21 protein-coding genes and 1 tRNA gene are annotated in these 19031 nt (G+C 62.4%); 11 read left to right on the forward strand and 11 right to left on the reverse strand.

What is annotated here, in order from left to right; all coding sequences use genetic code 11:
* Positions 1-13: 13 nt before the first annotated feature.
* Together MRUB_RS12855 and MRUB_RS12860 are read right to left on the reverse strand one after the other, a co-directional pair.
* The gene (locus MRUB_RS12855; protein WP_013014804.1) at positions 14-943 is read right to left on the reverse strand and encodes a sodium:calcium antiporter; all 930 of its coding nucleotides are present in this window, start codon (positions 941-943) and stop codon (positions 14-16) included.
* 123 nt (positions 944-1066) lie between these two features.
* A complete protein-coding gene (locus MRUB_RS12860) occupies positions 1067-2092 on the reverse strand; it encodes a LacI family DNA-binding transcriptional regulator (RefSeq protein ID WP_013014805.1) in 1026 nt (341 codons plus the stop codon).
* Between the two features lie 154 nt (positions 2093-2246).
* On the opposite strand from MRUB_RS12860, the gene MRUB_RS12865 reads away from it, so the two are divergent.
* From MRUB_RS12865 to MRUB_RS12890, 6 genes are read left to right on the forward strand one after another with little or no spacing between them, the layout of a single operon-like run.
* Positions 2247-3224, forward strand: coding sequence for a C4-dicarboxylate TRAP transporter substrate-binding protein (locus tag MRUB_RS12865; RefSeq protein ID WP_013014806.1), 978 nt, complete (start codon positions 2247-2249; stop codon positions 3222-3224).
* 49 nt (positions 3225-3273) lie between these two features.
* Positions 3274-3732, forward strand: coding sequence for a TRAP transporter small permease (locus MRUB_RS12870; protein WP_013014807.1), 459 nt, complete (start codon positions 3274-3276; stop codon positions 3730-3732).
* Positions 3729-5012: a TRAP transporter large permease gene (locus MRUB_RS12875; RefSeq protein ID WP_013014808.1), complete on the forward strand. Its 1284-nt coding sequence runs from the start codon at positions 3729-3731 to the stop codon at positions 5010-5012. Before MRUB_RS12870 ends, MRUB_RS12875 begins: the two co-directional genes overlap by 4 nt.
* A 3-nt stretch (positions 5013-5015) precedes the next feature.
* Positions 5016-5741 carry an SDR family NAD(P)-dependent oxidoreductase gene (locus MRUB_RS12880; RefSeq protein ID WP_013014809.1) on the forward strand — a complete coding sequence of 242 codons (726 nt, stop codon included), beginning with the start codon at positions 5016-5018 and terminating at the stop codon, positions 5739-5741.
* Positions 5742-5750: 9 nt separating this feature from the next.
* On the forward strand, positions 5751-6506 hold the full coding sequence (locus MRUB_RS12885) for an SDR family NAD(P)-dependent oxidoreductase (RefSeq protein ID WP_013014810.1): 756 nt from the start codon (positions 5751-5753) through the stop codon (positions 6504-6506).
* On the forward strand, positions 6506-7516 hold the full coding sequence (locus MRUB_RS12890; protein WP_013014811.1) for an Ldh family oxidoreductase: 1011 nt from the start codon (positions 6506-6508) through the stop codon (positions 7514-7516). The genes MRUB_RS12885 and MRUB_RS12890 overlap by 1 nt, the downstream gene beginning before the upstream one ends.
* 51 nt (positions 7517-7567) lie before the next feature.
* Here the strand turns inward: MRUB_RS12890 and mnmA are convergent, their stop codons facing one another.
* A complete protein-coding gene (mnmA, locus tag MRUB_RS12895) occupies positions 7568-8656 on the reverse strand; it encodes a tRNA 2-thiouridine(34) synthase MnmA (protein WP_013014812.1) in 1089 nt (362 codons plus the stop codon).
* A 140-nt stretch (positions 8657-8796) separates the two neighbouring features.
* On the opposite strand from mnmA, the gene MRUB_RS12900 reads away from it, so the two are divergent.
* Positions 8797-8873, forward strand: a tRNA-Arg gene (locus MRUB_RS12900).
* Positions 8874-8904: 31 nt separating this feature from the next.
* On the opposite strand, the gene MRUB_RS12905 is transcribed toward MRUB_RS12900, so the two are convergent.
* From MRUB_RS12905 to MRUB_RS12915, 3 genes are all read right to left on the reverse strand, one after another.
* Positions 8905-9174, reverse strand: a complete 270-nt coding sequence (locus MRUB_RS12905; RefSeq protein ID WP_013014813.1) for a hypothetical protein — start codon at positions 9172-9174, stop codon at positions 8905-8907.
* A gap of 19 nt (positions 9175-9193) precedes the next feature.
* A complete protein-coding gene (locus MRUB_RS12910; RefSeq protein WP_013014814.1) occupies positions 9194-11188 on the reverse strand; it encodes a GGDEF domain-containing phosphodiesterase in 1995 nt (664 codons plus the stop codon).
* A gap of 115 nt (positions 11189-11303) precedes the next feature.
* Positions 11304-12197 carry a diacylglycerol/lipid kinase family protein gene (locus MRUB_RS12915; RefSeq protein WP_013014815.1) on the reverse strand — a complete coding sequence of 298 codons (894 nt, stop codon included), beginning with the start codon at positions 12195-12197 and terminating at the stop codon, positions 11304-11306.
* A gap of 102 nt (positions 12198-12299) precedes the next feature.
* Between MRUB_RS12915 and MRUB_RS12920 the strand changes: the two genes are divergently transcribed.
* Entirely contained in the window at positions 12300-13169 is an 870-nt protein-coding gene (locus MRUB_RS12920) for a GNAT family N-acetyltransferase (protein ID WP_013014816.1), read from the forward strand.
* Here MRUB_RS12920 and MRUB_RS16245 read toward each other — a convergent pair.
* From MRUB_RS16245 to MRUB_RS12935, 4 genes are read right to left on the reverse strand one after another with little or no spacing between them, the layout of a single operon-like run.
* Complete coding sequence (locus MRUB_RS16245; RefSeq protein WP_280109455.1) at positions 13148-13273, reverse strand: hypothetical protein; 126 nt, start codon at positions 13271-13273, stop codon at positions 13148-13150. The two genes, MRUB_RS12920 and MRUB_RS16245, sit on opposite strands and share 22 nt — an antisense overlap.
* Before the next feature lie 7 nt (positions 13274-13280).
* A complete protein-coding gene (locus MRUB_RS12925; RefSeq protein ID WP_013014817.1) occupies positions 13281-13667 on the reverse strand; it encodes a nucleotidyltransferase domain-containing protein in 387 nt (128 codons plus the stop codon).
* Entirely contained in the window at positions 13667-14755 is a 1089-nt protein-coding gene (locus tag MRUB_RS12930) for an enolase C-terminal domain-like protein (protein ID WP_013014818.1), read from the reverse strand. The genes MRUB_RS12925 and MRUB_RS12930 overlap by 1 nt, the downstream gene beginning before the upstream one ends.
* Positions 14748-15491 (reverse strand): DEAD/DEAH box helicase family protein, encoded by a 744-nt coding sequence (locus tag MRUB_RS12935; RefSeq protein ID WP_013014819.1) that lies wholly within the window; start codon positions 15489-15491, stop codon positions 14748-14750. Before MRUB_RS12935 ends, MRUB_RS12930 begins: the two co-directional genes overlap by 8 nt.
* Positions 15492-15529: 38 nt before the next feature.
* Between MRUB_RS12935 and pyrE the strand changes: the two genes are divergently transcribed.
* The 3 genes from pyrE to MRUB_RS12950 all read left to right on the forward strand — a co-directional run bounded on the left by pyrE (position 15530) and on the right by MRUB_RS12950 (position 18261).
* Entirely contained in the window at positions 15530-16081 is a 552-nt protein-coding gene (gene pyrE / locus MRUB_RS12940) for an orotate phosphoribosyltransferase (protein WP_013014820.1), read from the forward strand.
* Between the two features lie 23 nt (positions 16082-16104).
* Positions 16105-17169, forward strand: a complete 1065-nt coding sequence (locus tag MRUB_RS12945; RefSeq protein ID WP_013014821.1) for a stage II sporulation protein M — start codon at positions 16105-16107, stop codon at positions 17167-17169.
* Positions 17170-17238: 69 nt separating this feature from the next.
* The gene (locus MRUB_RS12950) at positions 17239-18261 is read left to right on the forward strand and encodes an NAD(P)H-dependent glycerol-3-phosphate dehydrogenase (RefSeq protein ID WP_013014822.1); all 1023 of its coding nucleotides are present in this window, start codon (positions 17239-17241) and stop codon (positions 18259-18261) included.
* Positions 18262-18319: 58 nt separating this feature from the next.
* Here MRUB_RS12950 and MRUB_RS15635 read toward each other — a convergent pair whose 3' ends face one another.
* The gene (locus MRUB_RS15635) at positions 18320-19012 is read right to left on the reverse strand and encodes a helix-turn-helix domain-containing protein (RefSeq protein ID WP_013014823.1); all 693 of its coding nucleotides are present in this window, start codon (positions 19010-19012) and stop codon (positions 18320-18322) included.
* Between the last annotated feature and the right edge of the window lie 19 nt (positions 19013-19031).

The following is a 19031-nucleotide window of genomic DNA, read 5'->3' on the forward strand; positions in this document are numbered from 1 at the left end:
GCGTGCACACGCCTCAAGCCAGGCCGCTGACCTCGAGCACAAACAACCCGTACATCACCAAAAACAGCATCCCCTCCCAACTCGAGATGCGCCGATCCTGCACCAGCAAATAGAACAAAAGCGAAGCCCCCACCGCAAAGGGCAGGGCGAATCCGGTTAGTTCGGGCGTCGCTTTGACGGTGCCGTAGATCGCGCTGACCCCCACCACCACCAGCGCATTGAAAACGCACGAGCCCAGGATGTTGCCCACCGCCATGGAAGCCTTCCCCTGGCGCGCGGCGGTGAGGCTCACCACCAGCTCGGGCAGGGTTGTGCCCAAAGCCAGCAGCGTAACCGCCACGATGGCATTTGGCACACCCAGGCTGGCTGCCAGTCCTTGCAGACTGCGCACCGTCCAGTCGGCCCCAACGTAGACACCCACCGCGCCCAGTCCCACAATCAGGAGGTCGCGCAGGGCCAGGGGGGCTCGAGCCTGCCCGGTCGCTTTACTGCTGCCTTCCCTGAGAAGATAAACCACATACACCCCATACACCGCCAGCAGGCACAGGCCCTCCACCCGGCCCACCTGCCCGTCGAACATCACCACCCCCAGCACAAACGCCGAGCCCACCAGAAAGTGCAGGTCAATGGCGATATACGCCTCGCCCAGATACACCGGGCGCAGCACCGAAAACACCGCGCTCACCCCCAAAATGAGCAGCAGGTTGGATACGTTGGCCCCCAGCACATTGCCGCCCACAATCTCCGAAACCCCCTGGTGCACCGAAAAAAGCCCGGTCACCAGCTCGGGCAGTGAGGTGCCCACCCCCACGATGACCACGCCCACCATAAAGCTGGACAGCCCCAGGGCGAGGCCTATGCGCTCCGATGACTGGGTGAGTAAGCGGGCTGCCCCCAGCAACACAGCCAAGCTGGCAAGCAGGGTCAGAAGCGGAACCGTCATTTTAGCTTAGCTTCCACGGATACCCAGCGCAGCGGTCGGGTAAGCTGAACGATTATGGGAAGCGTGAACAACGCAATTCCCGGACTTTACCCACTCATACCCGCTGCCACAAGCATACCAGACTCAAGGTAGGGGGGTTTTGGGTGGGGCGGTCGATCCCCGCACCACCAGCCGGCTGGGAAATTCCAGCAGTTGGTCTCGCACCGGGTTGCCCTCGATGGCCTCGAGCAACAAGCGCACCGAGGCCTCGGCGATATCGCCAATCGGATGGGCCACCGTGGTAAGCCCTGGTGGGATCAGGCTGGCCAGCGGGCTATCGTCGAAACCGGCAATGGAAAGATCCGCCGGTACCTGCAACCCGCGCTCCTGTGCAGCTTCCATCACCCCAAAGGCCATCAGGTCGCTACCGGCAAAAATGGCCGTGGGCGGTGAGGGCAGCCCAAGCAGCGCTCGAGCCCCCTCCAGGCCCTTTCTTCGGGTAAAGTCGCCCGGCTGTACCAGGGCCTCATCCCATAGACCCGCCGCCCGCATCACCTCCCGGTAGGCTCGGTAGCGCTCCTTCGCCTGCCCTGAGTGCTCCGCCCCACCAATAAAGCCAATCCGCCGGTGGCCCAGCGCAAGCAGGTGGTGCAGGAGCGCCACGGTGCCCTCGTAGTTCTCACCCCGCACCACCGGAAGGTGGGTGGCTCCGCCAAAGTAGTTGATCAGCACAATGGGCACCTGGCTTTGCTCGAGCGTACTTAGAAATTCACCAGCGCCAACCGGCACCACCAGCAACAACCCGTCGGCCATACCACCCAGCAAACTCTGAATGCGCTCACGCTCCCGCTGTGGGTCTCGAGATGTGGTGAACAAGCCCAGGTCGTAGCCGCACCGGCCCGCCGCATCGGCGGCGGCTCGAGCCAGTTCTGCAAAGTAGGGGCTGACCAGCTCTGGCACCACCATTCCCAAGATGCGGGTGGCCCCCCCCCTGAGCCGGCGCGCCGCGGTGTTGGCCACATACCCCAGCAAGGCCGCCGCCCGCTGCACCTTTTCCTGGGTCTCCGGGGAAATGTGCCCTTTGCCGTTCAAAACCTTCGAGACTGTAACGGCAGAAACCCCTGCCAGCCGGGCAACATCCACAAGGGTGGTTCGGGCGCGACGTCTCATAAACGCTAACTCAATATATTTTTACTTTTCTGTATTGACAAGTTTTTTATATTTAGGTTATCGTTTACCTAACTACATCAAACAGGAAGTCGGCATGGCTTGACTACCCGGTCATCTACGGCTCGAGCTGGTTCTTGCAAGCAAAGGAGGCACCATGAAGAAGCTGGCTTGGTTTTTCCTCGTGTTACTGGTCACAGGCGGTCTGGCCCAGGGAAGCAACCCCACCTACACCCTTCGCTACAACCACGTTCTGGCCCCCACCCATCCGTTCCACGCCGCGTTTCAAAAGTGGGCCCAGCGGGTGGCGGCCCGCACCAAAGGCGATCTGCAGATTTTGGTTTTCCACAGCGCCCAGCTAGGGGTTGAAGAAGACATCATCGAGCAGCTCCGGCGGGGCATTCCGGTCGGACAGAACACCGATGCTGCGCGGATGGGCAACTACATCCGGGAAATGGCGGTGATCAACGCCCCCTACTTTTTACAGGATCCTGCCCAGGTAGAACGCCTTAGCAAGACCCCGTCGGTTCAGCGCTGGATCGATCAGCTCGCCTCGCAGTACGGCATCCGGGTGCTCTGTATGAACTGGGTGCAGGGGGCGCGGCACTTTATGACCAACCGACCCATCCGAACCCCACAGGATCTAAGGGGCCTGCGCATCCGCACCCCTCCCGCCCCCATCTGGCAGGAATCGGTGCGGGCCCTGGGGGCCACCCCGGTTGCCCTGGCCTTTGGTGAGATTTACAGTGGGCTACAACAGCGGGCCATCGACGGCGTGGAGCTGGTCTACCAGAACATCCTGGACATGAGCCTGAACGAGGTGCTGCGTTATGTGAACGAGACGCAGCACATCCTGCTGGTCAACTTCCAGGTGGTGGGGGAAGCCTGGTTCCAGCGCCTGCCCAAAAACTATCAGCAAATCCTGGTAGAAGAATGCGAGAGCGCTGGCCGGGGCGTCACCCTGGACATCCAGGTGCAGACCGCTAAAGCCCAGCGGGAGGTGCAGCGCAGGGGTATGACCATCGTAACCAATACCAACCTCGAGGCCTTCCGGCAGGCCGGCCAGGCCGCCTACGAGCGCCTGGGCCTGCTGGATGCCCGCCGCAGACTCTACGAGGAGATGGGCTTGCGGTAAAGCCAATCGCCCGGGCCGGCAGCGGCCCGGGTAAGCTTTGGGGGCTGTTGTGAGCACAGTACATCGACTCGAAGAATCGCTGGCCCTGGTCTTCCTGACCATCGCCACCTCGATGGTCTTCCTCAGCGGCATCAGCCGCTTTCTGGGCCAGCCCCTCGGATGGAGTATCGACCTGGCGACCTTTTGTTTTGCCTGGGCGGTTTTTTTAGGGGCCGATGTGGCCTTCCGCCAGGATCGGCATGTGAGCGTGGAAATTTTTGTGCAGCGGCTCTCCAAACCCTGGCAGCGGGCCATCAAACTGTTCAACCTGTGCCTGATCGCTTTGTTCTTGTCGGCGCTGCTGGTCTACGGTAGCGAGATGGCCTATGCCACCCGCTTTCGCACCTTCCAGGGCATCCCAGAACTCAGCTACGCCTGGGTCACCCTGAGCGTACCGGTTGGCAGCCTGCTTTTACTGGCGACAACCGTAGGCAAAATTAGGCAGCTTCTCAAGGAGAATCCAGCGTGATCGTGTCGCTTCTTATTTTCCTTGGGCTGTTGCTGCTTGGCATGCCGGTGGTGTTTGCTATTGGCATTGCGGGCTTCGTTTTTTTCCTTCTCACGCCCGGCCTGCAGCCGGTTATGCCGGTTCAACTCGCGCTCTCGGAAACCCAGAATTTCGCCCTCCTGGCCATCCCCACCTTCATCCTGGCCGGCAATCTGATGAACGAAGCCGGGGTCACCCGACGACTGGTGCAGTTCGCCACCCTGCTCACCGGCCACCTGGCCGGCGGCCTGGGGCAGGTCAGCGTGCTGGCCAGCACCTTGATGGGAGGGGTCTCGGGGTCGGCCATCGCCGACGCCAGCATGCAGGCCCGGGTGCTGGGGCCCGAGATGCAAAAAAGAGGCTACACACCTGGCTTTATTGCCGCGTTGCAGGGGTTTACCGGCCTTTTAGCCGTAATGATTCCCCCCAGCATAGCCCTTATCTTGTACGGCAGCATTGGGCAGGTTTCCATTGGCCGCCTGTTTGCCGGCGGGATCGGCATAGGGCTTTTGTTGGCTTTGGTATTTATGCTGGTGGTGGCTTTTCTAGCCAAAAAACGCCGGTACCCCCGCGAACGGGCCAGCCCAGCCCCCACGCGCGAGATTGCCTCGGCTTTTCTGGCCAGCTTTTGGGCGCTGATCTTCCCCCTGATTCTGCTCATCACACTGCGGGGCGGGGTTTTCGTGCCGTCGGAGGTGGGCGCGGCTGCCTGCGTTTATGCGCTCATACTGGGCAGCGTGGTCTACAGGGAGCTGGGAAAAGCCGGCCTGGTACGCGCCCTGAAGCAATCGGTGGCCGATATTGGCATGGTCTCCTTCCTGATCGCCTGCTCGGCCTTGATCGGCTATGCCATGAAGTGGGAGATGTGGCCCCAAAAGCTGGGGCAGTTTCTGGCGGGGCTGCAGCTCGAGACCACCCTGGTCGTTCTGGCGGTATTACTGGCCCTGCTGGTGCTGGGAACCGTGCTGGACTCCACCGTGATGATTATTTTGACCACCCCCATACTGGTGCCGGCCATGAAGGCCCTGGGGGTCGATCTGGTGCACTTTGGGGTGCTGATGGCCCTAACCTGTGCCATCGGCCTGCTAACCCCGCCCGTGGGTCTTTCGATGTACGCCGTCTGCTCGATTATGCGCTGTTCGGTTGCCGAGTACCTGCGCGAGGGCTGGCCGCTGCTGGTTGCAGTACTGGCGACCATCCTCGTCGCCCTCTTGTTTCCCCCCTTGGTGACCACGTTACCCAACTTGCTTTTTCACAGGTGAGGTATGTCGCGTAGAATCGCCCTTGTCACCGGAGCCGCCAGAGGCATCGGGAAGGCCATCGCCGAAAGGCTCGCAGCCATGGGCCACCACGTAATTGTGGCCGACCTGAACCTCGAGGCCGCCCAACAAACCGCCCAGGCCATTGGCGGCAGCGCAGGCCGCCTGGATGTTTCTAACTACCTCGAGGTGGAAGCCTTTATGGCCCAGGCCCAGGCCCAGCACGGGCGGCTGGATATCCTGGTTAACAACGCCGGCATCATCCGCCGTGGCAATCTGCTCAGCGTCAGCGAGGATGACTGGGATAGGGTTATTGCCGTAAACCTCAAGGGCGCTTTCAACTGCGCCAAGCACGCCGCGCCGTACATGATCAAAGGGGGCTGGGGGCGCATCGTAAACATCGTTTCGATCGCGGCCAAAACGGGGGACATCACCTCCGCACCGGGCTATGGCTCCTCCAAGGCGGGGGTGGTCAACCTCACCAAAACCCTGGCCCGGGAGCTGGCCCCCTACGGCATTACCGCCAATGCCGTGGCCCCCCACGCCATCGAAACCGAGATGAGCGCCCAGTGGAGCGAAGAAACCCGCCAGCGGGTGCTATCCGGAATTCCGCTGGGAAGGCTGGGCAAACCCCAGGAGGTCGCGGCGGCCGTGGCCTTTTTAGTCTCCGAAGAAGCAGGTTTTATCACCGGAGCCACACTGGATATCAACGGTGGGGCGCTTATGGACTGAGGAAGCAACATGAAAGAACTGTTTGAACTCAACCAACGGGTGGCTCTGGTGACCGGCGGTACCGGGGGGTTGGGCCTGGAGATGGCTCGAGCCCTAAGGGAAGCCGGTGCCCAGGTCGCCCTTTTAGGCCGCAACCAAGAGAGCCTGCGCTGCTGCGCCCGCGAGCTCGGGGCGCTGCCCGTGGTGGCCGATGTCACCTCTGCCCAGGAGGCTCAGGGTGCGGTGAAGCAGGTTTTGCACGAGCTCGGGCGGGTGGACATCCTGGTTAACGCCGCGGGCACCCATGTGATTAAGCCCTCCCTCGAGCTAAGCCCTGCCGAATGGCAGCGGGTGCTCGAGGTCAACCTGAGCGGCAGTTTCTTCATGGCCCAGGCGGTGGCCGAGCCCATGCGCGCCCAGGGGTATGGCCGCATTATCAACATCGGCTCGGTAATGAGCGGACGTGGGCTACCCCGCAGGGCCGCCTATGCCGCCAGCAAGGGCGGGCTGGTTACCCTCACCTACACCCTGGCCCAGGAATGGGGGGCGTGGGGCATCCGGGTCAACGCAATTGCCCCCGGCTTCTTCCACACCCATATGACCGATGCACTTTTTCAAGATGCCCTCTGGGTCGAGCGCCTGGAACAGCGCGTCGCCGTAAGGCGGGCCGGACAGCCTCGAGACCTGGCTGGTGCGGTTGTGTTCCTGGCCTCTCCAGCCTCCGAATACGTTAACGGGCACGTGCTGTACGTGGACGGTGGCTTCACCACAGGAGAACCCTGGTAATGCAAGGCATTCCTGTGCAACAACTGCGCGAGCGGGTGGAGCAGATTCTAATAAACCGGGGCTTTACGCTGGAGAATGCTCTACCCATCGCAGAATCCCTGGTGCTGGCCGAGATGCGGGGGGTTGCCTCGCACGGCCTGATCCGACTGCCCATCTACCTCGAGCGCGCCCGACTGGGTTCGGTAAAACCCCAGGCCCGGCCCGTGCTGCTGGCGGATTATCCAGCCCTGGCCCTGCTGGATGCCCAGGATGGTCACGGCATCCCCTCCGGCTTGAAAGCGATGGAGCTGGCCATTGAAAAAGCCCAGAAGGTGGGCCTGGCCGCTGTGGGGGTGCGGCGCTCGAGCCACTTTGGCCTGGCCTGGTACTTCGTGCGCAGCGCAGTGGAAAAGGGGCTGGTCGGCGTGGCACTCTCCAACGCCGATGCGCTGGTGGCCCCCTGGGGCGCCCGCAGCCGCTTTCTGGGCACCAACCCCCTGGCTGTGGGCATCCCGGCCATGGAGGAACCCCCCATCGCCCTGGACATGGCCACCAGCGAGGCCGCCCACGGCAAAATTTTGCTGGCCAAGTCCAGCGGGAAAACCATCCCCCTCAACTGGGCCCTCGATGCGGAGGGGCGGCCCACCGACGACCCCGACCGGGCCCTGGCCGGCGCCCTGCTGCCTTTTGGGGGGCCCAAGGGATCGGCCATCAGCCTGCTCATTGATGTGCTGTGCGGCCCACTCGTGGGCGCTCTGATTGGCCCCGAGATCGCCCCGCTCTACACCGAGCCCGAACGGCCCCAGGGCCTGGGCCATTTTTTTATGGCCCTGAACCCGGGTGTTTTTGGCGACGCCGAACAGTTTAGAAAGCAGGTCGACGCGTACATTCGCAGGGTTCGCGCGCTGCCTCCCGCCGAAAACGTCGATCGGGTTCTACTGCCAGGCGAACGCGAGTGGCGCCTCGAGCAAAAAGCGCTACAGGAGGGGGTGTCTCTAAGCCCAGAGGCCGCTAAAGCGGTGGGCCTTTAAGGTAGGTTGCTGCCGAACCCAGGAGATTGGGAAAAGGGTGTGTCAAGGTCTCTAGCTGGCCGTGAGGGCTCGAGGCTGGAACTGATTGTAGAGGGCCCGGGTGATAAAACCCCCGCCCAAGAGCCGCTCCCCCTGGTAGAGGACCGCCGACTGGCCTGGAGTCACGGCGAACTGGGGCTCCGCGAGCCGGATGACCATCCGCCCAGCTTCCATGGCCTCCACCCGGGCCGGCACCGGCCTGGTGCGGTAGCGCACCTGCACCTCGAGGCGCTCGGGTAAGTCCTGCGCCTCAACCAGCAGGTTGACCTCACGAATCTCGAGGCCCCCCCACATACAGGCCTCCCTGGGCCCCACGATCACCTCGTTGGTGGTGGTGTTCACCTGCACCACGTAGCGCTCGAGGTGGCTCTTCCACAGGCCCAGGCCCTTTTTCTGGCCCACCGTGTAGAACTGCGCCCCGTTGTGTTCGCCAATCTGCTGGCCGGTCTCGAGGTCAATCAGCGGCCCCGGACGGGCCGAGAGGTGCTGGGCCAGGAAGTCCTTCAGGTCGCCCTGCACAAAACAGATGTTCTGGCTCTCGGGCTTTTTGGCGGTGGGCAGACCAAACTGCTCGGCCAGGGCCCGCACCTGGGGCTTTTCCAGGTGGCCCACCGGAAAGAGCATATGGGGAATGGCCTCCTTGGGCGTGCCCCACAAAAAGTAGGTCTGGTCTTTCTTGGGGTCGCCCCGGTACAGCCCCCCATCGCGGTTTATGACGTAGTGCCCGGTTGCCACATAATCACAGCCCAGCATCCGGGCCTTCTTTAAAAGCGAGTCAAACTTGACCCGGGTGTTGCAGTTCACGCAAGGGTTGGGGGTCTCCCCTTGCTGGTAGCCTGCAATAAATGGGTCAATGATCTTTTCCTGAAACTCCTCGCGGTAGTCGAGCAGGTAAAAAGGAATACCGATAATATCGGCGACCCGCCGGGCCTCGTAGGCTGCGTCAGGCGAGCAGCAGGTCTCGAAGCAGTCGTCCTTTTTGTTGTCGGGCCAGAAGCGCATCATGGCCCCGATGACCTCGTAGCCCTGCTGTTTAAGCAAAGCGGCGCTCACGGAGGAGTCCACCCCCCCGCTCATGGCCGCCAGTACACGCTTACCCATATCAAAGGAGCCTCGAGGCTCCTACACCAGTGTACCCCATGACTTTAGGAGTTAAAGCACACTTCCCCTGGCCTTGTTGACAGCTTGCAGCGCCTATGTTAACCTACAGGACGCATTTGGTGGTGTTCACCGGTGCACAGGGGCGCGTAGCTCAGTTGGATAGAGCGACTGACTACGGATCAGTAGGTCGTGGGTTCGAATCCTGCCGCGCCCGCCAATCCAGACACGGGGCTCGCCGCCCCGTGTTTTTATTTTCGCCACTCCTCCAGCCGCTCGCGCAGCTCGCGGGCGTAACGGGGGTTGCGCCCACCCCCCAGGGCCGCCAGTGCGCCAATTAGCACAAAGGCCAGGCTTACCGGGATGGGCTTGATCAGGAGCGCCGCCAGCACCGCACCCACCAGCAACCCCAGGCCCACACGGGTGCGCCCGGCCAGCAGGCTGCGCACCGACAGGAAGGCCAGCGCACCGGGGAGCAACCACAGCAATAGCCGTAGCAACAGCACCGCGCCTTCGGTCATGGGTCAATGGTAACAGGCTTTAGGAGCTAATGCCCCAGACCAGCAACGCCCCCAGATCTTCTGCGGGAACCGGCCAGCCCAGGATGTGACCCTGACCGTAGTCGGCCCCCAGTTCTTTCATGCGGGTAAGCTGGGACTGTTCCTCCAAACCTTTGGCCACCGCCTTGGCGCCTATGGCGTGCACCATATCGATGACCGCTTTAGCCAGCATGGCGTTTTCCGAAACCGATAGCACCGGGTTGAGCTTGATCCAGTCGATGGGCAGGTGCTTGAGCTGGGTGAGCGGGAGGGGGTTGGAGCCAAAGTTATCGAGGGCGATGAGAACACCCAGGTGCTTGAGGATCTCAAGGCCACGGCTGGTGGTCTCGAGGTCACTCAGAATGGCCTCCTCGCGCAACTCCACAATAAGGGCATCGGCTGGGAGGCGCTTGGCCGAGAGCATCTCTTGCAGCAGACTGGGGAAGTTTGGATCAATGAGGGTCTCGGTGGAGACGTTGATGCTGAAGCGGGCGTTCACCCCGGAAGGCCTCCACAAGGCGGCCTGCTCAAGCACCTTCTCCAGCGCCCAGCGGTCTTGCATGCTCATCAAGCCCACCTGCTCGGCCAGGGGTAAAAACTCCCCAGCCTGGTGTAGGCCTTTGGGTCTGGGCCAGCGGGCCAGCGCTTCCACCGCCACCAGCTCGAGGTCGCTCAGGTTGAACACCGGCTGAAAGTGTAGGGTTAGGCCGTCTTGCGAAATGGCTTCTTGCAATTCGGTGACCCCAGGGGTCAGCAGCCGAATGCCCCCCCCGGCCTCAACGGCCAGCTGGCAGGCCTGCTCAGCCTGATTCCAGAGCCCCTCCACGGTGGTGGCGTCTTGTGGGTACATGGCAATGCCAATGCCCACTTTTAGGCCCGATAGCGCGGCCCGTAGACGGCCCAGCAGGCGGTGCGCCACCCGGCTGGCCCCAGCCGTCCAACGCACCTCGGAAAGCAGCAAGGCAAAACCCTGCTCCCCCAGGTAGGCCAGCGAGTCGCTCTGGCGTAGGGTGTAGGCAATCTCCCGGGCCGCCCGTTCGGTCTGGGCTTTGTTCATGCCGTCGATCCGGATGCGCATCAAGGCCAGTGAACGCTCATACCGCTGGGCCATCAAGAGGGCCTGGGCCAGATTGAGCTCGAACTCGCTGCGCTTAACCGCCAGCGATTTGCGCTCGGGGATCTGGATTTTGACCTCGTCTTTAAGGGGGCGCAGAATACGCTCGAGCACCTGGGTTACAGCCAGGGCCAGGGTCTCGTCGGCATTGCTCCACTTGCGGGGCTGAAGGCTTTCGATCCACATCACCCCCCGCACCCCCCCTTCCCCATGCAAGACCGCCTGCAAAACCGCCCCCAGACCACGCCCGATCAGGATGTCGCGCAGCTCGTTCATGCGAGCATCCTGCCGAGCATCGTCGGCTGCGATCAGCAGGTTGCGCTCGAGCACCTGAAAATAAACCGGGTGGCGCTCGGGCTGCAGCTCTTCGGGCGGAGCGGCTTCGGGGTACTGCCCCGCCGGTTTGAGGGTTCGCTCATTCCCATCGCGCAACCACAGGCAGATACCCTTAAAGCCCAGCGAGATCAGCATATCACCCAGCTTGGGCAGGGCCTCCTCTACGCTGGCAAATCGCTGCTGGGTGATCTCGAGCAGCGAGCGCTGCCAGGTTTCCTTGGGCATGGGGTTGACGGCCACCCCCTGGGACTCCACCAGCAGCGACTGAAGGGCTTCAATTAAGGCCAGCTTGGCACGTTCGTTTAAGTTGTAGCCCTTTTGCCCAATGTGCAGGCGGGGCGCAGCCCAGACCAAACGGCTGCTCACCCAGGACTCCCCGGTGAGCAGGTTGAGCAAAAGCTCCTGGGCTTCCTGGGGTTTGAGCACCACGCCCCCCGCCCCCCCCAGGCGAATGGCCATACCGGAGGGCAAATCCTGGTGCTCAATCAGAAGCGTGGCCCCTTCGATTGAGAGCGGTGCGAATAGTTTCCAGCTAACCTCGTTCACCAATTCCAATCCTTTCTTTGGGGGCTCTGAGAAGCCGCAATTCTAATGTACCAAGGGGTGTGCGGGGGCGTATGGTTATTCGTCACCAAAACGGCCGTTAACAAGCCCGTGCAGATTACGCCCCAGACTGAACCACCCGGAGTCCGCCCGGAATCATCTGCACCCGGTACTCGTGGCTGGGCTCGAGCAATTCCCCGTCGGAGTGGGCCGGAACCGGTCGGTCGAAGCGAACCACGAACTCGGTGCCATGAAAGAAGTGCAGCCGGGGGTGGTGCACGTGCTTGCCCATCAGCAACTGGGGTAGAATCCCCACCACCCCCAGGCGGCTGAAAGAGCCGGCCACCGCTGCTGAAATCAGTCCATCGGTGGGCAGCGCATCCGGTACGATGGGTATACCCCCGCCGTAGGTCGAGCCGTTCATGAGCGCCACCAGCAGGCTGGGCCCCTGGTAGAGAACCTGGTTGCCCTGGATGAGCTCGAGGTTGGGGAGCTCGAGTTCCCTCAGCACGGCAAAAATCGAGTACAGGTAACGGGGCATTCCTCGCAAAAAGGTGGGCGCGGAAAGCGCTTTTCGGGCCACCGCCGCGTCGAAGCCGATACCCAGGCTGGCTCCGAAAGGCCGGTGATTGACCACCCCCAGATCCACGCTGCGAACCGCGCCATACAGGGCCGTGCGCAGGGCCGCCTCGAGGGGCAGTTTGTGTAGCCCCACCATGCGGGCAAAATCGTTGCCGCTGCCAATGGGCACCACCCCAATGGCCTTGTCCGATCCGGCGATGCCGCGCAGCACCTCGTGCACGGTGCCATCCCCTCCCACCGCAACCACCCGGCTGCCGGGCGCGGCGCGCTGGGCGATCTGGGTTGCATGGCCCGGGGCCTGCGTAACCACGATTTCTGCATCGGAGGACTGGGCGTGCCGGACAATAGCGGCCTCGAGCTGCCGCAACATCCGGCCCACCCGCCCCCGCCCTGCCGCTGGATTGATGACAAAGGTCGTATGGTTCTTCATTGTGTTTCCCCTGATTCTAGCAGAGGCCGGCGTTGTACAATACGGGTATTCGAAGGAGGTTTTCAGGCAGCGGCCCCCACGCTGCTCGCAAAGGAAGGTTCTATGAACCGGCCCGTGGCACAATCCCATCTATCGCAGCTCGCCGAGTTGCTCTGCTGGATGGACGAGGCGCCCGAGCGCCGTTCGCTGGCCCCCGAGGCCCGCACCCCCGAAGGCTTGTGGTGGGAGGTGCTGGCCGGTGAGGACGAAAAAGCCTGGGTCTGGCTTGAGGCCGGCCGGGTGCAGGGGTACGGTGCCCTGGTTCCCTTCTGGGAAGGGGCGGCCCTGGAAGGGCCCATCATCCGCGGGGGCGACGGCAGGGCACTGCTGGAGCATCTGGTCAAAAAAGCTCGTCAGGAAGGTTTTTCGACCCTCTACGCCTTTCCCGAGGCCTGCAACCGCCAGGCTCGAGCCCTGCTGGAACAGGTGGGATTTTCCGCCGAGCACACCACCTACTTCTACTGCATCCAACGCACCGATCTGGCCTATCCCGTTCCGGTCGGCTACAAAATCGAGCGGGCCGAGCCCTGTGACCCCCAGGTCTACCGCGACCTGTACAGCCGCGCCGAGGATGGTTGGAGCCTGCGGCTGCACTGGACCGATGAGGAGCTGCGGCAGCACTTTATTGGTTCGGAGGTCGAGCTGTTCATGGCCTACACCGACGCCACCGGAGAACCTGTGGGTATGGCCGAGCTCGAGCTCGACGATGCCCGGGCCGAGATCGCCTATATCGGGGTGGTGCCGGAGGCCCGGGGCAAGGGGCTCGGACGGGCCCTGCTGGGCGCAGCCGCCGAATGGGCCTTTGCCAATCCGCACATCGAGACCCTGCAGGTGCGCGCCCACGACCACGAAAAAGCCGCCCAGGCCCTTTACGAGCACTTGGGCTTCAAACAGACCAGCACCGTTGTCACCTATGCCCTCGAGCTCGATTGATCCGGATCCTCGCCCAGAGCTCTGAGCCGGGCCTCAACCAGGGCCGCCCGGCCCGGGCGCTGGAGCTGGTTGTACAGCGCCAGCAGAAACCCCAGCGAAACCACCGGGATGCTAAAGGCCCAGGTAATCAACCACGGTGCGCTGGTGCCGGAAATCGGGGGCAGGGCTCCAGCGCCCCTCCGGGCTCTGGAACTCCAGGCCGCCCATAACCTCAACCTCGAGGCCTTGAATTCTGAACTGGGCCAGGTACGAGCGCACCAGGCGCACCCCCAGGTGCAGGCCCGGCGGATGGGTGAGGTACTCGGACAGCAACAGGGCTATCTGCTCGGCCCCCAGGCGGTCGGTCTGGAGGTCTATATCCTTGGGCACCACTGGCAGGCCGTGCAGGGCCAGGGCCAGGCTGCCGCTCACTGCCCACTCCACGCCAGCATCGTTCAAAATGGGGCAGACCAGCCGCAGGGCCTGGACGATCCGTTCGGGAAGCAAAATGGTCGTCATCACCGTCGCGAGTTCAGAGCAAAGCGCTCAAAAGCCTGCGGGTCAAAGCGGCACTGGGCCAGGTCTTCCCAATATAACCAGCCTTCCTTGAGCGGGGGAAAGCTACAAAAACCCCCTTCGGCCTTGAGGTGGAAGGCCAGCTCACAAGGCTCGCTCACCCCTTCCTGAAAAGCCATCAGAGCGGTCTGGTAGGCCCCAAAGCTGGAAAGGGCCTGTGAGCCCACCATGGCCTTTTTACCTTCGGCGCGGTTCAGGGCCAGCATCTGCAGGGTCTGGGTGTAGCCGGTGCGGGCGGGTTTGAGGTTCAGGATATCGAAGGTATCGAGCTGAACCTCGCGCCACAGATCGCGCGGCGTGAAGGCCGAGTCGTCGGCGATCAGGGGCAGGATGGCCGCTCGGCGCAGGCGCTGACGGGCCTGCACCTCGGCAATGGGCAGGGGTTCCTCCACGTACAGAAGCCCGACCTCGGCCCACCTTTGCAGATAGGCCGGGGCCTCCTCAGGGGAGAGGGTCTCGTTGGCATCGGCGTACAGGGCCACATCGGGGAAACGTTCCTTGAGGGTCGCTATACGCAGCAGATCGCCTTGCAAATCGCGCCCCACCTTGACCTTAAGCACCCGAACCCCAGCCGCGTAGGCAGCGTGGGCATCGGCCAGCATCTCAGCCTCGTCGGCAATGCCCAGGATGTAGCTGACCCGCACCCTGGGGTGGTGCGGCTCGAAGACCTGCCACAGGGTCTGCCCCTCGCTATGAGCCCAGGCCTCCCACAACGCGATGTCCAGCCCCGCTTTGGCGGTGGGGTTGTTGGGGAAATTGCCCAACACCTGCTGGATGGCCTCGGTATCCTCGACCTCGAGGCCCACCAGCCGCGGCGACAGGTAGTCCAGCGCCGCCAGTACCGTGCCCAGGGTTTCGCCGTAAATGGTGGGCCGGGGTGGAATCTCCGCGCGGCCTATCGAGCCGTCGGAAAGCTCGACCTCGAGCAAAACGTGCTCCAAAGCCGCCAGCTCCGAGGCCCGGCCCCAGCGCAAAGCCCCCCTCAAGGGCAGGCGAAACGGACGGGGAAGTATTCGCCGTATGCTAGGCATGGATCTGCTCCACAAAGGCCCGGATGGCCGCTGCTTCTTCGGCCAGGCTAAGGGTTTCGGTGTTCAGAAACAGGGCCCTTGGCGAGCCCTGGAGTGCCCGGCGAACGCCGTCTGGGTTGTAGTTTTTGCGCTCCTCGACCACAATCTTGAGCTTGGCGGTCAATTCTGACACAGGCACGTTCCAGCTCAAAGCCTCTTCCAGCTCATCCTCGTTCAGCACCCCCCGGGCCAGCTCACGCAGGTTGGTCAGGTCATCCCGCTCAACCCGCACCCGGTCGAAGGCATCCCCCCTTGTCAGGAGGCGTGAAAGACGGGTCAGGTCGCGGGCCTCCAGCACCACAAAGCGGCTTTGGGGTAGGTGGCTCAAGGCAAAGCTGACCTCCGCTTCACCACGCAAGCCATCGAACAACAGGGGCCAGGCGGGCAAAGCACGGCTGCCCAACAGAATCTCCGCCACCCCGCCGGGGTGCTCCTGGCGAAAGCGCCGGGTAAGGGCAAAGCGTTCACTGCGGTCAAGCTGCTTTTCCGCATAGCCGTACAGAGGAAACACGTAGCGGTCAACCAGCTCTCTTCGGTCGGGCAGGGTGGGGTAACCCAGGTGCTCGAGCAGGCTGGTTTTGCCCACGCCGGTCAGACCCACCAGGATCAGCAGGGGCATCTCGGCCAGTCGGCGACTCTGTTCAGGCGCGTCCTGGCCCGGCAGGTATAGGTTGGCTCTGGGGATGCTCTTGCTCATGCTGTTCTAGTCTAAGCCGAGTCGGGTAGCATGGAGCGGTGGATGTTCTTAACCTTTACAAAGAAACCGGGGCTTTATTGGAAGGCCACTTTCTGTTACGTTCGGGCCGGCACTCCCCCAAATTCCTTCAATCCACCACCCTGCTCCAGCACCCCCTATACGCCGAGGCGGTGGGGCAGGCGATGGGTGAGCTTTTCGACACCCTCGAGCTCGACTTTGTAATAGGCCCCGCCATGGGGGGCGTCGTTCTGGCCTTTGTAACCGCCAAGGCCCTGGGCGTGCGGGCCCTTTTCGCCGAGAAGGACGGCCAGGGGGGTATGCGGGTGCGCGAAGGGCTGACCATCCACCCCGGTGAACGCTTCCTGGCTGTAGAGGACGTGGTCACCACCGGGGGCTCGGTACAGCAGGCCATCCGGGCTGCCGAGGCCAAAGGCGCACGCTGTGTGGCCGTAGGGGCCATCGTAGACCGCAGCGCGGGCCGGGCCGAGTTTAGTGCGCCCTACCGCTCCTTGGTACAGCTCGACTTTCCCACCTATGCCCCCGAAACCTGCCCGCTGTGCCAGCGGGGTGAGCCTTTACAGGAAGTCTAGGCAGACTTGGTAGGCTAAGGCATATGCTGCGACGCGTTGCTTTTCTTGTATCACCCCCCATTGGCAGATGGCTGCTGGCAGCCGGGCTGTTGTTGGGGCTAGCTATGGCTCAGTCCAATCTGGAGCTGGCCCGTCAGGCCGTGCAGGACTGGCAGGCGGGCAAATACCAGGTAGACCCCTCGCAAGCCCTGGGCAAACCCGCCGAGGAGGCCATCCGGTTGCTCGAGCGGAGCCTGGCCTTTCCTCCTGCCCCCCAAGAGCTATTGGTAAACCTCAACGAACCCATCGAGGAGCCCATTCCCAGCGGCAGCATCGTTAAGTTCCCCGCTACCGTGGCTGGGCGCGGCGGCGAGGTGCGGGTCACCATCCGCGAAGGGGTGGTAACCCGAATTGGGTTTGCCCCTGAAGGCGGGCTGCTGCCGGGCTGGCTCAAAAGCCCCCTGGCCTGGGTGCTGTTCGTAGCCCTCTCGCTGGGCTGGTTGGCGGCCCTGCGCGGCAACAGCGCCCTGGCCCGCTGGTGGGCCGAAGGCTGGGCCCTGGTACGCCAGTACCGGGGGCTGTACCTGGGCACCAACATCGGCCTGTATGGCCTGTTTGCCCTGGGCGGGCTGGTGGCCTATACCAACCCCCAGATGGTGCGACTGATGCAGGAGCTGGTGGGTGGGGCGCTCGAGCAGATCGGCCTCGGCAGTGCCCTGGCTGGGGGTGTTTTGGGTCTTGCCATCGTGATCTTTTACTGGAACTTTACCAACGGCCTGCTGCTGACCACGGCCGTACCGGGCTTGTTCCTGGGCATTCCGGCGCTGTTATTCAACGCGTTGCGCTATTTTGTACTGGGCTTTGCCCTGAGCCCGGTGGCCCTGCCCACGGTCAACTACCTGCTGCACCTGCCCACCATTGTGGTGGAGCTACAGGCCTATATTCTGGTCACTTTTGGTGGGCTGGTGTTGATGCTCAAAACCCTGCGGGGTGAGGGCTACCGGGCTGGGCTGCGGGCCCTGGGCCTCACGGTTTACCTGGGGGCCTTCTTCCTGCTGGTAGGGGCCTGGTACGAGGCCTTCTCGATCCTGGTTCTAATGCGCCCATAGAGCAATCACGGGCCCCACCCCCTACCTGGCCTAAAAGCAATTGGACAGATACAGAATTGGCGCAGTGTTATGTCCATCTCGTCTGGTGCATCACACCCGCAAAACCACCACACCCACCCAATCGCCGTGCTGGGTGCCGGGGCTTGGGGCACGGCCTTGGCTTTGCTGGCCTCGTCCAAAGGGGTTCCGGTTTATCTCTGGGCCCGCCGACCCGAGCACGCCCAGGCGATGCGGCTCGAGCGGCAAAACCGCGAGTACCTACCCGGCGCGGCCTTCCCTGAACGGCTTTACCCAACCGCCGACCCCGAGGAAGCCTTACACAAAGCCCAATTCGCGGTTGTGGCCGTCCCCTCCAAGGCCCTGCGGGAAACCCTGGCCCAGTTGCCCAGGGCCAGAGCCTATGTTTCGGTCATCAAGGGGTTGCAGTTTACTGACCAGCACCTGCTGCGTATGAGCCAGGTCATCGAGGAGGTGACCGGGGTTTCGCAGGTGGCTGTGTTGTCGGGGCCCAATCTGGCCGAGGAGATCGCCCAGTTTTTGCCCGCTGCCGCGGTGGTGGCGGCCCAGGAACCGGGGCTGGCCCAGCGGGTGCAGCAGGTCTTCTCGGGGAAGAGCTTCCGGGTCTACACCTCAACCGACCGGGTGGGGGTGGAGCTGGGTGGGGCGCTCAAAAACGTGATTGCGCTGGCTGCAGGCATGGTGGATGGTTTGAAGCTAGGCGACAACGCCAAAGCCGCCCTGATTACCAGGGGGCTGCGCGAAATCATCCGGTTTGGGGTGGCCCAGGGGGCTCAAGAAGCCACTTTCATGGGTCTTTCAGGCCTGGGCGATCTGATTGCCACCGCCAGCAGCCCTTATTCGCGCAACCGCACCGCCGGGGAGCAGATCGTTAAAGGCCTGAGCCTGGCCCAGCTCGAGGCCCAGAAAACCGTGGTAGAGGGCATCTACACGGTCAAAGCCCTGCATGCCTGGGATCAGGCCACCGGGGCCGACCTACCAATTACCGAAGCTGTGTACCGGGTCGTCTACCAGGGAGCCGATCCCATGCAGGAGCTTATCCGCCTGATGAGCCGCGAGGCCAAACCGGAGTAATCACAATTCGTGGTACCTGAAAAACACCCTCATCCGATGCACATTATGTGAAGTCAGATCAGTGGGAATAAATGAGGCGACCCTCCCGCTGAACATACCGCAGTGGAATTTTTGGGTTGTTGATGTCTTTGCCTCCTTGAGCCCGCCACTTCCGCTCCCAATCACTGAAAAAGCGCTCAAGCTGCTGGGGCTCTAGGCAATATATCTCTTGTAGCTCTATGTTACGGTAAACGGCAAATATCCATCTAACTCGCCGATATTTGTCTAAAATGCTTGGGTTCAGGTGATGGTGTGTCGAAAAACTGCGGGTAAGTTCCACATTTACTGACTTGATTTCGTACTCCTGACCTTGCTCATCCACTGCATCATTACCTTCACGCCCAGGCACAATCTTGAGCCCTGTACGTATGAGAATTTCCAGCAACTTACCCCCATTGTCCTGAAAAATATCAGCAATTCCATAACGGCTGGCAAGTATCTGATACCGTCGAATATAGGGAAACAGAGCCTCAAGAATTGCGATATCCGTTGTAGAAAAGCTGTTAGGCGAGACAAGCTTCGCTGCTTCAACTTGGAGAGCATTAGCCAGACGTTCCAAATTATCCAAGCTCAGATTGCGCTTGCCTCGCTCAACTTCGCTAACATAGGTACGGTGAAGACCTGCTAGGTCAGCTAAATCTTCTTGGGAGAGTCCTCGCTGATAGCGCAAAGTCCTGAGATTTTGCGCTAGTAGAGTGCGCAGTGTAGACATGGCACAAAAAGTTTGATAA

This window comes from Meiothermus ruber DSM 1279 (assembly GCF_000024425.1).
GTDB classification, from domain to species: Bacteria; Deinococcota; Deinococci; order Deinococcales; family Thermaceae; genus Meiothermus; species Meiothermus ruber.